Source organism: Pseudomonas sp. CCC3.1 (assembly GCF_034347405.1).
Classification (GTDB): Bacteria; Pseudomonadota; Gammaproteobacteria; order Pseudomonadales; family Pseudomonadaceae; genus Aquipseudomonas.
The window spans coordinates 172479-186679 of record NZ_CP133778.1 but is presented as its reverse complement, the minus strand read 5'-3'; the positions used below and the strand labels follow the sequence as shown (position 1 = coordinate 186679).

At 59.6% G+C, this 14201-nt stretch carries 11 protein-coding genes; 5 read left to right on the top strand and 6 right to left on the bottom strand.

Annotation, left to right across the window (positions count from 1 at the left end; translation table 11 throughout):
* Positions 1-10 precede the first annotated feature (10 nt).
* The gene (locus tag RHM56_RS00915; RefSeq protein ID WP_322237633.1) at positions 11-1093 is read left to right on the top strand and encodes an endonuclease/exonuclease/phosphatase family protein; all 1083 of its coding nucleotides are present in this window, start codon (positions 11-13) and stop codon (positions 1091-1093) included.
* A 180-nt stretch (positions 1094-1273) separates the two neighbouring features.
* On the opposite strand, the gene hrpB is transcribed toward RHM56_RS00915, so the two are convergent.
* Positions 1274-3808 (bottom strand): ATP-dependent helicase HrpB, encoded by a 2535-nt coding sequence (hrpB, locus tag RHM56_RS00910; protein WP_322237631.1) that lies wholly within the window; start codon positions 3806-3808, stop codon positions 1274-1276.
* Between the two features lie 90 nt (positions 3809-3898).
* On the opposite strand from hrpB, the gene RHM56_RS00905 reads away from it, so the two are divergent.
* Together RHM56_RS00905 and RHM56_RS00900 are read left to right on the top strand one after the other, a co-directional pair.
* Entirely contained in the window at positions 3899-4318 is a 420-nt protein-coding gene (locus tag RHM56_RS00905) for a polyribonucleotide nucleotidyltransferase (RefSeq protein WP_322237628.1), read from the top strand.
* A gap of 12 nt (positions 4319-4330) precedes the next feature.
* Positions 4331-5227 (top strand): cation diffusion facilitator family transporter, encoded by an 897-nt coding sequence (locus RHM56_RS00900; protein WP_322237625.1) that lies wholly within the window; start codon positions 4331-4333, stop codon positions 5225-5227.
* A gap of 75 nt (positions 5228-5302) precedes the next feature.
* On the opposite strand, the gene RHM56_RS00895 is transcribed toward RHM56_RS00900, so the two are convergent.
* Positions 5303-6400 (bottom strand): DUF6515 family protein, encoded by a 1098-nt coding sequence (locus tag RHM56_RS00895; protein ID WP_322237622.1) that lies wholly within the window; start codon positions 6398-6400, stop codon positions 5303-5305.
* 398 nt (positions 6401-6798) lie between these two features.
* Between RHM56_RS00895 and RHM56_RS00890 the strand changes: the two genes are divergently transcribed.
* Entirely contained in the window at positions 6799-7296 is a 498-nt protein-coding gene (locus tag RHM56_RS00890; RefSeq protein ID WP_019411960.1) for an Lrp/AsnC family transcriptional regulator, read from the top strand.
* Positions 7297-7475: 179 nt separating this feature from the next.
* Positions 7476-7685, top strand: coding sequence for a DUF2788 domain-containing protein (locus RHM56_RS00885; RefSeq protein ID WP_019411961.1), 210 nt, complete (start codon positions 7476-7478; stop codon positions 7683-7685).
* On the opposite strand, the gene RHM56_RS00880 is transcribed toward RHM56_RS00885, so the two are convergent.
* The 4 genes from RHM56_RS00880 to RHM56_RS00865 form a co-directional block, all read right to left on the bottom strand.
* Positions 7680-8246 carry a pseudouridine synthase gene (locus RHM56_RS00880; protein ID WP_322241656.1) on the bottom strand — a complete coding sequence of 189 codons (567 nt, stop codon included), beginning with the start codon at positions 8244-8246 and terminating at the stop codon, positions 7680-7682. The genes RHM56_RS00885 and RHM56_RS00880 overlap by 6 nt on opposite strands.
* A gap of 143 nt (positions 8247-8389) precedes the next feature.
* Positions 8390-9862, bottom strand: coding sequence for an AMP nucleosidase (gene amn / locus RHM56_RS00875; RefSeq protein ID WP_322237618.1), 1473 nt, complete (start codon positions 9860-9862; stop codon positions 8390-8392).
* A 113-nt stretch (positions 9863-9975) separates the two neighbouring features.
* On the bottom strand, positions 9976-11625 hold the full coding sequence (locus tag RHM56_RS00870; RefSeq protein ID WP_322237615.1) for an acyl-CoA dehydrogenase family protein: 1650 nt from the start codon (positions 11623-11625) through the stop codon (positions 9976-9978).
* Positions 11626-11724: 99 nt separating this feature from the next.
* A complete protein-coding gene (locus tag RHM56_RS00865) occupies positions 11725-14070 on the bottom strand; it encodes a hybrid sensor histidine kinase/response regulator (RefSeq protein WP_322241654.1) in 2346 nt (781 codons plus the stop codon).
* Positions 14071-14201: the final 131 nt, after the last annotated feature.

The following is a 14201-nucleotide window of genomic DNA, read 5'->3' as shown; positions in this document are numbered from 1 at the left end:
AGCTGAGCCCATGCCACGTATTCTGCGCCCCACTGTATTAGGTTTGCTGCTGATCTCGGCGGTTGTGGCGGGCCTGATTTACAGCATTACTTGGCGCCCGGAGCCCAAAGAGGTATTGGCCGTCAGTTGCCCGGTCGCGGCCCCCACGCTGGTGGCCGGGCAAGCGATCAAAATCATGACCTGGAACGTGCAATACCTGGCCGGCAAGCGCTATGTGTTCTGGTACAACCTGATTGATGGCAGCGGCCCGGATGACCGTCCAACCCGTGAAGACATGGCCTTCAGCCTGGACGAAGTGGCGCGGGTGATTCGCGATGAGCAGCCTGACTTATTGCTGCTGCAAGACCTCGATGAAGAAGCCAAGTCCAGCGACTATCAAAACCAGTTGGTGTTACTGCAAGAGCGCCTGGTCGACCTTTATCCGTGCAGCACCGAGGCCTTTACCTGGAAAGCGGACTTCGTCCCGGACCGGCATATTTTTGGCAGCGTGGGCCGAAAAATCGTCACCCTCAGCCGCTTTCAGATCGAGCATGCCGAGCGCCTGCAACTGCCGGTGGCCGAAAGCAACCTGATCAGCCGTCAGTTCCAACCCAAGCCTGCAATGTTGGTCAGCTACTTGCCACTCAATGATGGCGGGCAACTGGTCGCCATCAATACCCAGCTCGATGCACCGACCCTCAACAACAGCAATCTGCGCCGACAAATGCAGGCGACAGCTGCCGTGGTCGACAAATATGAAAGCCAAGGGACGCCGTGGGTCATTGGTGGCAATTTCAACCTGCTGCCGATTGGCCAGTTTTTGCGCTTGCCGGCAGAGCTGCGTTTGGGCTATTCGCCGGACAGTGAGCTGCATCTGTTGTGGGAGAAATACCCGATGCTCCCCAGCAACCCGGAAGCGACCGGCATCGACCGCGAACTGTGGCTGACTCATGTGCCGAACAATGCAAACGTCGAAGGGCCTGATCGCACCCTCGACTACCTGTTCTACAGCCCTAAATTGCAACGCGTTGAAGGCTATGTACGCCAGGAAGACACACAGGCTATTTCCGATCACCTGCCTGTCGTCGGACGGTTCTTGTTACCGGCACCGTAGCAGTTGCCGAGCTGAGCGAGGCTACGTCCGGCTGCGCAGCAGTCGTAAATAGGCTATCGCCGTTCCTCATTCAAACCGGGCTCTCAGGTTTTACGATCGCTGCGCAATCGGACGTAGCCTCGCTCAGCTCGGCAACTGCTACGGGGTTTCGTGCCAGCCCCAATACCTTATCCCAATACCTTATGTCTTGCGCGGCTTGATCCGCGCCGTGGCTTCGGCCACCAGCGGGTCGTCGGGCCAATAGTGTTTGGGGTAGCGCCCTTTCAAGTCCTTCTTCACCTCGGCATAGGTGCTGCGCCAAAAGTTGGCCAGGTCTTGTGTGACTTGCACTGGGCGCCGGGCGGGCGACAGCAGGTGCAGTTTGACCACTTGCCGCCCACCCGCAATACGCGGGGTATCGGCCAGTCCGAACAGTTCTTGCAGACGCACCGCAAGGATCGGCGGCTGTTCGCTGTAGTCCAGCCGCACCGAGGAGCCCGACGGCACTTTGATGTGCTGCGGGGCCAGTTCATCAAGGCGTTGGGGCAAGGGCCATTTCAGCACGTTATGCACAATGCTCGACAGGTCGAGATTGGCAAAATGGCTAAGCCGCGAGACACGCCCCAGATAGGGCCCCAGCCAGTCTTCCAACCCTGCCAGCAAGGCGGCATCGCTGATGTTCGGCCATTCACTGTGGTCTTGAGCCTTCACGTCAAGCTGGCGCAGCAACGCTACCCGCGCCTGCCACTGACGCAGCTCGGGGGTCCAGGGTAGTAACTCCAGGCCCTTGCGCCGCACCAGATTGACCAACGCCTGCGTGCGCGCCGCTTCGTTCAGGCCGGTGAGTGGCTCGCGGCTCAGCACCAGCTCACCGACTTTGCGTTGACGCTCAGCGCGCAGCACGCCTTCGCGCTCGTCCCAATCCAGCTGGTCGACGATGCTGACGTGCTCACTGAGCACATCATCCAGCAACGCGGGGTCAAACTCGGCCGCCAAGTAGATGCGCTCTTCGCGCTGGCCTTGCCGACTGCCCAAATCGGCGATGACCAGCCACGGCTGTTTCATCAACCCATCAACCTCGCTGAACAGTGCAGCCCGACCATTGGCAAGCCGATACTCGGCGCCACCCGGCTTGCGCTGCTGGGCGATGCGGTCGGGATAGGCCAGCGCCAGCAAGGCGCCCAGCCAGCGCGGGTGATCAGGGTCGGCCACCGCGTGTGTCGGCTTGCCGCGCAAGTAGCCCTTGTATTGCCGGGCCAGTTGTTTGGCGCGTTGAACCCCGCCCTGCCCGCCTCGCGCCGCTCGGCTTTCTCCCGAGAGCAAAGTCAGGCGGCTGTGCACATCGGCCCCGGCACCGCGCAAAATATCACGCTCGCCCAGCAGCGCCGCCACGTCACAGGCCATGTCTGCCAAACCCAGATCCTGACCGCGCAGCAGCAGATGGGCAATGCGCGGGTGCGACGGCAGTTGCGCCATGGCTTCGCCGTGGGGGGTGAGTTTCCAGTCCTGGCCAGCCTGTGCGCGCAGGGCGCCCAAGCGTTCCAGTAACTGCTGGGCCTGTGCATAACTGGCGGCAGGCGGCACATCGAGCCAGATCAGTTGCTGAGGCGTAACGCCCCAACGCGCCAGTTGCAGGGCCAGCCCGGCCAGATCGGCCTGCAGGATTTCAGCGCTGCCATACGCGGCCAACTGCGCGTGCTGGTCTTCAGACCACAACCGATAACACACACCGAGCTCCAGTCGCCCGGCCCGGCCCGCCCGTTGGGTGGCGCTGGCCCGCGAGATGCGCTGGGTATCGAGGCGGGTCATGCCACTGCCCGGATCGAAACGCGGGACTCGCGCCAAACCGGCGTCGATCACCACGCGAACGCCGTCGATGGTCAGGCTGGTTTCGGCAATGTTGGTCGCCAGCACCACTTTGCGCGTGCCGCTGGGGGCCGGTTCGATGGCCGCGCGCTGTGCGGCCAGATCCAGTTCGCCATGCAACGGGCACAGCAAAATGTCACTGCGTTGGCCCAGCGCATCAGCCAACTGTTGATTGACACGGCGGATCTCGGCCTGGCCGGGCAAGAACACCAGCAGGCTGCCTGTTTCGTCGCTGATTGCATCGAGCACCGTTTGCACCACGCGCGGCTCGATAAATTCGCCCGACACGAATGGCCGCCCCCAGCGCATCGCCACCGGGTACATGCGGCCTTCACTGCGCAACACCGGCGCGTCGTCGAGCAAACTGGCCAGCCGCTCACCTTCAAGGGTGGCCGACATCAGCAGGATTTTCAGCGGCTGCTCATCACGAAACAGCTCACGGCCATTGAGGCTCAAAGCCAACGCCAGATCGGCATCCAGACTACGCTCATGGAATTCATCGAAAATCAGCAACCCGACGCCTTCCAAGGCTGGGTCTTCCTGCAGGCGGCGGGTCAAAATGCCTTCGGTGACTACTTCGATGCGAGTATTGGGCCCAACTTTGCTGTCGAGTCGAATCCGATAACCGACTGTTTCGCCGACTTTTTCACCCAGCTCGCTGGCCAAACGCTCAGCGGCTGCACGTGCCGCCAGACGCCTGGGTTCAAGCATCACAATGCGTTGACCGGCCAGCCACGGCTCATTTAACAGGGCCAGCGGCACTCGGGTGGTTTTACCGGCGCCCGGCGGTGCTTCGAGCACCGCTTCGTGGCGCTCGCGCAAGGCCAGGCGCAGCGCAGGTAAAACTTCATCAATCGGCAAAGAAATCATGGTGGCTCCAGAACAGAGCGGCGAGTATAACGGCGAACGGTTGTGCATTAAGCGTGGTCTTAACCCTTCAAGTGTCTTCGAGGTTTTTATATGCGTAAGTTTTCCCGCGTCGTTGGCGGTGTCGTGGTTGCGGCGCTACTCACTCAAATGACTGCCTGCGGCAGTATTTTCTTCCCCGATCGGCGCGGCCAGATCGACGGCAAGATCGATCCCGTGGTGGTGGTACTGGATGCGGTCGGCCTGCTGTTTTATGTGATTCCTGGCTTGATTGCGTTTGGCGTCGACTTTGCCACCGGGGCGATTTATCTCTCGCCAGGCAAGACCGCGCAAATCGCGCCCGAAAAACTGCGTGAAGCCATTGGCGCCGACGGCAAGGTGGATAACAGCAAACTCCAGGCGATTCTTGAAAGTGAGCTGGGCCGCAGCTTCCCGCTGAACGACCCGCGCCTGATCCAGCACAAGGGCAGCATCCAGCAACTGGCGATGTATGGCTTGAAACCCGCAGCCTGATAAGGAAGGCCTATGACCAGCAGCCCGGAACACGCTCGTCTGTTACGCCTGGCCACCCGCGCATCGGTAGCGGTGGCCAGCGTGTTGATCATCACCAAGGCCATCGCCTGGTGGCTCAGTGGCTCGATCAGCATGCTCGCCGGGCTGACGGACTCGCTGCTCGATGGCGTGACATCGTTTCTCAACTTGCTGGCGGTGCATTACGCGTTACGCCCGGCTGATGACGATCACCGTTATGGACACGGCAAGGCCGAGTCGTTGGCGGGCATGGCACAAGCGCTGTTTATCGGTGTGAGTGCCGTGCTGATTGCCATTCAGGCGTTCGATCGGTTGAAACACGCTGAGCCGGTCGGGGCGCCGTGGCTCAGCATTGCCGTGATTGTGTTCTCGCTGGTGATGACCGTGGGGCTGTTGGTCCTGCAACACCGCGTGATCAAGGCCACGGGTTCCAATGCGGTACGTGCCGATTCGCTGCATTACCGTTCTGACTTGATGCTCAACGGCAGCATTCTGGTTGCGCTGGCCTTCGCCGCCGTGGGCTTCTCGCAGTTGGACGCATGGTTTGGTCTGGGGATTGCGGTGTACATCCTCTGGAGCGCCTTCCAGATTGCACGCGAGAGTTTTTCTGTGCTGATGGACGAAGAGTTACCCACCGATGTCAGCGAAAACATGCTGGCGTTGGCCTGCGCTGTACCGGGTGTTCTGGGCGCCCATGACCTGCGTACCCGTATCTCGGGCAACATCTGGTTTGTGCAACTGCACCTTGAACTGCCGGGCCAGCTCAGCTTGCTGGAAGCGCACACCCTGAGCGACCGCGTGGCGGCAGCCATCGAGAACGCCTACCCACGGGCCGAAGTGCTGGTGCATGCGGATCCGCAAGAGGTGGTCAAACCCAAGACCGCGCCGTAGTCGCTGCCGAAGGCTGCGAAGGGTTGCGCAGCAACCCGTTATCTCAAAGCCCCACAGCACTCACTCGGCTTCTATCTAGTAATTGACCTGATAACCCCGACTGCTCAAGCAGTTACCTTGTGCCTGCCGGTAGGTCTGTACCACTGCCGGTGCAGGCGCGTAGGTGATTTTGGCCGGGTCGAAACCACTCTGGTCAACCGCCCAGCGGTAGCAGTCATAACGGTCCTGATCGATCTGCGCCGGGGTTTGACCATTGGCAGGATAAGCAACCACGTCATAACCATTGCTCACAGGCTGCGACGCTGGCTGCAAGATCGTGGCCGGAGGCTGCACCACGATGTAGTCCTGAGTAGCTGGTTGGTACGCGTAGTAGGCGCCAGCCGCCAGGAACAACAAGGTACTGCCAACCCACACTTCCCGCGAAAACTCAGGTAAATAGCCTACGCGAATACCGTACGGCGGCTGGACCACGATGTAACGCGGGCCTTGTGGGCGATACCAGTAGCCGCCCGAAAAGAAGTAGTTCTGCCCGCGATAAGGCACTTGCCAATGTTGTCCCTGGAATCGGTCGACCACATAACCCGGCCGGTATTGCGGGCCAGGCCCCCAGCCATTGCCATGCCCGTCCGGCCGTCCGGCCCAGCGCACATCACTGGGGTGAGCGTTGCCGCCACCGGAGTTAAAGCCAGGCCTTGCGTTTGAACCACCGCCCTGCTGCCAGTTTTGATTGCCGCCCCTGTTCGGGGCCTGGGTTTGTTGAACGGCATTGGGCCGTGGCTGAATCTGCAGGTTATTGCCTGGTTGAGCCGGATTACCTTGCTGTGGCCTGGCTTCGACATGTTGCTGATTACCTGACTGAGCCGGGCGGCCCTGCTGACCATTGGCATCTTGCTGCGGGCGCCCTTGCCACTGACCATTCTGAGGCTGGCTACGGCCTTCGCTGGACTGGCCGCGCTCAACGCGCGGCTGATTGCCCTGCCCGCCTTCCTGTCTACCCTGACTGTGTTCCGGGCGCTGCTGATTACTAGCGCCTTGTCCTTGCCCTCCGTGCTGCCCACCATTGGGGCGAGCCTCTTGAGGGCCTCCGTCCCCTCGCTCATCAGCCAGTACTTGGCCGCTGACACTCACGCAGAGCACGCCAACTGTCGCCAAACGCCAGAGGTGCGATTTCATGATGTTCCTCACTAAGGGATAGGGCGTAACCATTAAGACTGGAAAACCGGGAGCCGGTTCGACGCAAGGCTATCAGTTACTCAACATATTTTTAGGCCAATAAAAAAGGGCGACCCGTCGGTCGCCCTTTGAATTTTTCCGTCCTGGCTCAACACGTGTGATGTTGGCTCACCTCGCGCCGTCTTCTGGACAGTGCGTAGCCCGGGGGCCGGGGCAACCCTGTTGGGTTGGCGGCCGCGGCTGGCCTGATTCGGCGGGCCGCAGTGGACTCTATGTCCGGGCAGTGATTCTGGTGTTAAGAATAGGCCTGCGCACGCGACACAGGATTGCGAAGATTGCTGAATAAAATATGACTTGCGCAATTTTTGACTTCAGATGGATACTTTCACGCAATAGTTATGACAAAGGGTGTCTTCGTGAGCAAACTCGACCGGTATGACCTGAGCATTTTGGCGGAATTACAACGTGATGCGCGCATTTCCAATCAGGAATTGGCCGAACGTATTGGGCTGTCGCCTTCGCCGTGCTCGAGACGGGTCAAACAACTCGAAGATGACGGCTACATCTCGCGTCAGGTCGCCTTGCTGGACCGAAAGCTGCTGGGCTTGAGCCTCACAGCCTACGTTCTAATCGGAATGGACCGACACACGCCAGAGCGTTTCGAGAACTTTGAAGCCGCGATCCGCAGCCTGCCACAGGTGCTGGAATGCAGCCTGGTGACGGGAATGGACGCCGATTACCAATTGAAGGTCGTCGTGCCTGACATGGATCACTATCAAAAACTGCTGCTGGGCCATCTGACCCGCATCGACGGGGTGACCAGCGTTCGCTCAAGCTTTGTACTGAATCAGGTGCTTAACAGCACCGAGCTGCCGTTGACGCATTTGCGTACGTAGTCGCTGCCGCAGGCTGCGATGGGTTGCGCAGCGACCCTGGCCTTAATCAATAAAAGACGAAGGTCCTGCGGCCCTTATCGCAGCCTTCGGCAGCGGCTACAGCCCCAGATCAATTTTCACGGCGGTGTCCTGACGTATACTTCAACGGTTTTTGACCCCGTGGCCGCTGGAGAACACCGATGGATCCTGCCGTACTCGAAGAATGGATGATGACGATTCTGGTCAGCGTCTTGATCTTGTTCATGGGTTTTATCGTCTGGGACCTCGCGAAGAAGTCCAAGGCCGGGCGCTTCGGCTCGATGATTCTGTTTTTTGTGCTGGGGCTCGGTGTCGCCGCGTTCATCATCAAAAGTGTGGTGATCGGTTTGATCGAGTCAGGCGCGCTATAGCCGCGCCGGTACTTCTTTGTATTGCCCCTGATCCAGCCCCTCGATTGTCCAGTCGCCAATGCGCACCCGAACCAGACGCAGGGTCGGTAAGCCTACGGCCGCCGTCATGCGCCGTACCTGACGATTACGTCCCTCGCGAATCACCAATTCCAGCCATGAGGTGGGCACGCTTTTACGAAACCGCACCGGCGGGTTGCGCGGCCACAACTCGGGCTCTTCCAGCGCTCGCGCTTGCGCGGGAAGGGTCTTGCCGTCATTCAATTGCACGCCATCACACAACTGCTGCAACTGCTCGGGTGTCGGCTCGCCTTCCACTTGCACCCAATAGGTTTTGGGCAGTTTGTGTTTGGGGTCGGCAATCCGCGCCTGTAGCTGGCCGTCATTGGTCAGCAGCAACAAGCCTTCACTGTCGCGGTCCAGACGCCCCGCCGGGTAAATGCCGGGGATGGGGATAAAGTCCTTGAGCGTCGCTCGGCCGCCTTCGTCACTGAACTGAGTCAGCACATCGAACGGTTTATTGAACAGGTACAACTTGGGATCAGACGGAGGGGCCTTGGCCACACGGCGATTGGCAGCACCGGGGCTGGTACTTTTAGGCGCCGGACGGCGTGGGGCGGGACGAGCAGGACGGGACATGACAAAAAGGACATCTAGCGATCAGGGCTGGTCATGCTAGTGCCCTGATCGCTAAATGACCACTTGAATCAACGGAATGGCGGCTCGTCGAAGCTGCGCAGTTTGCGTGAGTGCAACGAAGTGAGCTGGTTGCGCATCAAGTCCACGGCGGCAATGCCGATTTTCAGGTGCTGGCTCACGGCCCGCTCATAGAACGCGTTAGCCGAACCCGGCAGCTTGATTTCGCTGTGCAGGGGTTTGTCCGAGACGCACAGCAAGGTGCCGTACGGGACGCGCAAACGATACCCTTGCGCCGCGATGGTGCCGCTTTCCATGTCCACGGCCACCGCGCGCGACAGGTTGATCAGCGGACGTTCTTGCGCCCAGCGCAGTTCCCAGTTGCGGTCGTCGTAGGTCAGGACGGTACCGGTGCGCAGGCGCTTTTTCAGTTCGTCGCCACGCTCGCCGGTGACCTGGGCCGCCGCTTCCTGCAACGCCAATTGCACTTCGGCCAAGGCCGGGATCGGAATGTTCGGCGGCACAACCCGGTCGAGAATCCCGTCGCGACGCATGTAAGCGTGTGCCAACACGTAGTCGCCAATGGTCTGCGATTGGCGCAAGCCGCCGCAGTGACCAATCATCAGCCAGCAATGCGGGCGCAGCACGGCCAGGTGGTCGGTGATGTTTTTGGCGTTGGACGGGCCTACGCCGATGTTGACCAGGGTGATGCCGTGGCCGTCGTTGGCCTGCAAGTGATACGCCGGCATTTGGTAGCGGTGCCACACCACGCCTGAGGCAATCGCCTGGGCTTCGCCGTAGTCCATGGACTTTTCGATGATCACGTTGCCGGGCATCACCATGCGGACAAAGCGCGGGTTGTCACGCAGTTGCTCAAGACCATGCAGGATGAACTGGTCGACGTAGCGATGGTAGTTGGTCAGCAGAATCCACGGCTGTACGTGGCGCCAGTCGCTGCCGGTGTAGTGCACCAGACGACGCAGCGAGAAATCGACGCGAGCGGCGTCAAACAGTGCCAGTGGCAGCGGATCGGTGTTTTCCCAATCATACAGGCCGTCCGCGATGCCATCAGTGGCCGCCGACAGATCGGTACTCGGGAACACCCGCGCCAAAGCGGCAGCGGTCACGCCGGAACCGGCGAGTTCATCGCCCTGCTCGACCACATACGGGTACGGAATGTCTTGTTGGCTGACCCCGACTTCGACCACTACCGTGAAGTCACGCATCAACGGCACTAACTGTTCCAGCAAGTAGTTACGGAACGAAGCCGGATGAGTGACGGTGACGCTGTAGGTGCCTGGCAGTTGCACCTTGGCATACGCACGCGTTGTGGTGGGGACTTCGCCGTTAATGCGGTAGGTCAGGCGTAATTCCGGGTAGCGAAACAGAGCACGTTCTTCTGAAGTGGGCTCGACCCGATCCTTCAGGTAGCGCTTGAGTGCCTGGCTCAACGCCGTGGTTGCGCGTTCATGCAGGGCGGCGAGGCGATCGACAGCCTCGGCAGCGGTTGAAACGACAATAAAAGCTTCGGTCACGATAAGCATCCTGTCTTCTGAACTGGCAGGCCTTTATCTTGCCTGCATCGATGGCCAAAGCATACCGGACGCACCACAAAACCCTGTAGCCGCTGCCGAAGGCTGCGGCTACAGAGGATAGGTCAGAGCGTTTGCGGGGTTGAGCGCTCAACTATGGCAGCCACATTCAAGCCACGTGGCAAGTTGCCGTAGGCCCGGCCGCTGCCGTGTAGCCGACTGGCAATAAAGGCGTCGCTCACGTCGCTGTTACCTGCCTCCAGCAGCAGTTTGGCCTGTAGGCCCAAGGCAATGTCTTCGGTCAGTTGCCGGGCGCGGTATTGGATGTCGTCGGTGTCCTGGAAGGCCTTTTTCAACTGCCCAATGTGCTGTGCCAATCGCGCATCGCCATGCCCATCTCCCAACTCGCAAAACAGTGCGTCGAGTACGCCCGGCTCTTTGGACAATGCGCGCAAAACGTCCAGGCACTGGACATTGCCGGAGCCTTCCCAGGTGGAGTTGACCGGCGCTTCGCGATAAAGGCGCGGCAAGATGCTGTCTTCAACATACCCCGCGCCGCCCATGCATTCGGCCGCCTCGTTGATCATCGCCGGGGCCCGTTTGCAGATCCAGTATTTGCCCACCGCAGTGACCAGGCGTGAGAACTTGGCTTCTTGCGGGTCGTCCAGGTGGTCCAGCGCACGCCCCATGCGCAGGCTCAACGCCAGCGCAGCTTCGCTTTCCAGCGCTAGGTCGGCCAGTACGTTTTGCATCAGGGGTTGTTCGGCCAATACCCGACCGCCTATCAACCGATGGGCGCAATGATGGCTGGCCTGGGTCAAGGCCTGACGCATCAACGCGCTGGAGCCGACCATGCAATCGAAACGGGTCATGGCGACCATTTCGATAATCGTCGGCACGCCACGCCCTTCTTCGCCAATCATCCACGCCAATGCCCCACGAAACTCAACTTCACTGGAGGCGTTTGAGCTGTTGCCCAGTTTGTTTTTAAGACGCTGGATGTAGAACTCGTTGCGACTGCCGTCCGGGCGATGGCGTGGCAGCAGAAAACAGCTCAGGCCTTTGTCGGTTTGCGCCAAGGTCAGGAAGCCGTCGCACATGGGGGCCGAGCAAAACCATTTATGCCCCAACAATTCGTAGGCCTGCCCGGGCCCGCCCGCGCCCACCGGATAAGCACGCGTGGTATTGGCGCGCACGTCGGTACCGCCCTGCTTTTCGGTCATGGCCATGCCCAGGGTCACCCCGGATTTTTGACGGATGTCTACGTTACGGGGGTCGTATTCAGTGGCCAGGATTTTGGGCAGCCAACTCTCGGCAATATCCGGTTGCAGGCGCAAGGCCGGGACGCTGGCGAAGGTCATGGTCAACGGGCAACCGCTGCCCGCCTCGGCCTGGCTGTGCAGATAGGTCATGGACGCGCGGGCAACATGCGCGCCCGGCTGCGGGTCGGTCCAGGGCAAGGACGGCAAACCTTGTTCAATCGCCGTACGCATCAGTTCGTGATAGGCCGGGTGAAACTCCACCAGATCAATCCGATGGCCAAAACGGTCATGGCTGACAAACACCGGTTTGTTTTCATTGGCCAGAAAACCCGCAGCCATCAACGGGCCACCCGCCAGTGCACCGTACTGATCAATTCGCGATTGCGCCCACCCCGCGCCAAAGTGCTGGCTCCAGTGCTGCAAAGGCAGGTCAATGCGGTACAGATTGACGCCGTCCAAGGATGGCGGCTGGTTGGTGACTTGGTGGGTTTCGGCGTATTGATGCAGGTTCATTGCGCGGGCTCCAAAGATCAATCCAATGGACCCAGTGAAGCACGCACAGCCACCATCACAAGTGGCATAAACGCCTAAATCCCGGCGCTTCTGCCATCACTAGAGGTGCGACAGGCGCCGTGACAGTGCCTGCTGCAAGTCTTCAATACGCAACGGTTTGATCAAGTAATCGGTAATCCCGTCGACCTGCTCACGCGCCGCTTGAGCCTCGGCTTGGGATTCAAACAGCACCAGCACTGGCAACTGCGAGCACGCGGCCAACGTCAACAATTGAGTGCCCATCGAGGCCCCCGTCACCAGAATCAACGGGTATCCCAGCAACACCACATCCACCCGCTCTCGACGCAAAACGTCAATTGCCGCCAGGCCGTTGTCGACACTGAGTACGCGATAACCCAGTTTGAGCAACATGGCGCGTAAAGGTGCCGCGCTGTCGTCTTCAACGAGCAACACCGCGCACTCCCCCGGCTTTTTTTGCGGGTGCAACGCAGGTGCAGGCTCAGGCAGAGCCAGCGATTCAAGCGTTAACAACATCTGAAACTGTGAGCCTTGGCCCGGCTGCGAGTGGTGGGTCAAACGCCCACCCAACAGTTGAACCAGTCGTCGGCAAATGGCCAGACCGATGCCCAGCCCGCCATAGCTGCGAGTCATGGAGCCATCCACCTGAAAGAAGTTTTGATACAACTCGGCTTCTTCCTGATGGACAAAACCAATGCCGCTGTCGATCACATTAAAGGCCAATGCCCAACGCCACTGGCCTGCGGCCTTGCCGGTGACGCGCAAAATCACCCCGCCTTCATGGGTGAACTTGATCGCGTTGTCCAGCAGGCACTCAAGGCACTGGCGAATCTTCTCGGCATCCCCCACCCATTGATCGGGCATGTCCCGAGCCACGTCATAAGAAAACGCTAGCCCTTTGTCCCGCGCCTTCGGCCCGAAGTGGTTGTTCAGATCATTGAGCAGTTCATTCAGGCTAAAAGGCCGGGGATTGGCCTTAAGCCGACCGGCCTGCAACTCGGTCAGGGCCAGGATGCCGTTGACCATGCCCATCATTTCTCGGGCCGAACCTTCGGCCGTCTGGGTGTAGAGCTCAAGTTCGGGGTTCAGGTCCAGGGTTTTGATCAGCTCAAGCGAACCAATCACGCCGTTCATGGGCGTGCGCAGTTCATGGGAAACCGTCGACAAAAACTCGTCTTTAAGTTGGTTGGTGCGGGCCAGTTGCTGGTTCATCGCCGCCAGCTTTTGTCCGGTCTCTTGCAACGTGCGCGCCTGCAAGTCGCGCATGGCATTGATCCGGTCGGCAAGCGCCAGCGACAGCAGGCCTACCTCAATCGCCGAACCGATCTGGCTGGCATACATGGTCAGGAACACATTCGGCAGGTAGCCCAATACCATCAGCGTATTGACCAGACCTCCGAGTAAAAAGGCCGACCAGGCGATCACAAAATAGCGCGCCACCCTTAAACCACGGGCCCAAGCCACCACCCCAGAAACAAAGATGGCAACAATAAACGCCAACGCCAGCCCCGTCGCCAGGCGCAATGCCACGGCATAGCTGGTGACCAGCGACAGCACCATTACCAATACGCCAACGCCCATCAAGAACATTAATATGCGGTCGAGCCAGCGGCTGTGGGAGGCGGTGTGCAAAAAGGAGCGCGCAAACTGGCAACCGAAGAACGCGGCAGAGCCGATCAAGAACGGGGTAGCGGCGTTGGCCCACCACGGGTTGTTCGGCCAAAAGTACTGCACCGCTGCGCCATTGACCGAGAGCTGGTACAGGCCGAACGAGCCGATATAGAAGATGTAATAGAGGTAGCTGGTGTCGCGCACGCTGATAAAGATGAACAGGTTGTACACCAGCATCCCCAGCAACACGCCGTAAATCAGGCCCAGGATATAGATCCGTATCGGTTGCTCTTCAAGGTACGACTGCGCAGACCACAGGGTTAGCGGGGCCTGAATCGAGCCTTGGCTGGCCAGACGCAAGTACACAGTGCGGCTCTGCCCGGGGCTGAAGTTGAGTTCGAACAGGTAATTGTTTTCTTTGATTTGCCGACTGTTAAAGGGCTGCGCATCGCCCGTTCGCTCAACCAGACGGTAGTTGCCCGCGGTATCGGCCAGGTACAAATCAATATGATCAAGCGGCGGATAAGCCAGCTCCAGCAGCCAGGTACGCTGGGTTTCAGGGTTTTTGGGCAGGTAACGTAAATCAACTTTCAGCCAAAAGACCGAGTGCGAATAGCCCGCGTTGAGCGTGGCTTTATCGTGAACTTTGAACAGGCCATCGTGTGCGATGACATCGTTCAGCGTCGCCAAGCCTTCTACATCTTCGAAGACCTGCATCACTCGGCCCAGGGGCAGGCTCTGTGTGGTTTCGTCGAACTCAACTGCGCTGACCAGCATCGGTAGCCAGCCCAATAACATCATCACCAAATAGCGCATACAGCCCCAGCGTTCCGCATCCGGTAACGTGCACAATCCCCCATTCCTTTCGAGACCACGTTCACCGGCTTACCTATTGTTAATTGGGGGCCAACTCTAGCATAGCCACTGATGGCAAATACACACCCCTC

What these genes read in the sequence shown, in the direction of transcription:
- RHM56_RS00870 (WP_322237615.1), bottom strand. Translation starts at nt 11,625, where the DNA reads ATGAACCTGCATCAATACGCCGAAACCCACCAAGTCACCAACCAGCCG.
- hrpB (WP_322237631.1), bottom strand. Translation starts at nt 3,808, where the DNA reads ATGATTTCTTTGCCGATTGATGAAGTTTTACCTGCGCTGCGCCTGGCC.
- RHM56_RS00905 (WP_322237628.1), top strand. Translation starts at nt 3,899, where the DNA reads ATGCGTAAGTTTTCCCGCGTCGTTGGCGGTGTCGTGGTTGCGGCGCTA.
- RHM56_RS00895 (WP_322237622.1), bottom strand. Translation starts at nt 6,400, where the DNA reads ATGAAATCGCACCTCTGGCGTTTGGCGACAGTTGGCGTGCTCTGCGTG.
- RHM56_RS00915 (WP_322237633.1), top strand. Translation starts at nt 11, where the DNA reads ATGCCACGTATTCTGCGCCCCACTGTATTAGGTTTGCTGCTGATCTCG.
- RHM56_RS00865 (WP_322241654.1), bottom strand. Translation starts at nt 14,070, where the DNA reads ATGCGCTATTTGGTGATGATGTTATTGGGCTGGCTACCGATGCTGGTC.
- amn (WP_322237618.1), bottom strand. Translation starts at nt 9,862, where the DNA reads ATGCTTATCGTGACCGAAGCTTTTATTGTCGTTTCAACCGCTGCCGAG.
- RHM56_RS00885 (WP_019411961.1), top strand. Translation starts at nt 7,476, where the DNA reads ATGGATCCTGCCGTACTCGAAGAATGGATGATGACGATTCTGGTCAGC.
- RHM56_RS00890 (WP_019411960.1), top strand. Translation starts at nt 6,799, where the DNA reads ATGACAAAGGGTGTCTTCGTGAGCAAACTCGACCGGTATGACCTGAGC.
- RHM56_RS00900 (WP_322237625.1), top strand. Translation starts at nt 4,331, where the DNA reads ATGACCAGCAGCCCGGAACACGCTCGTCTGTTACGCCTGGCCACCCGC.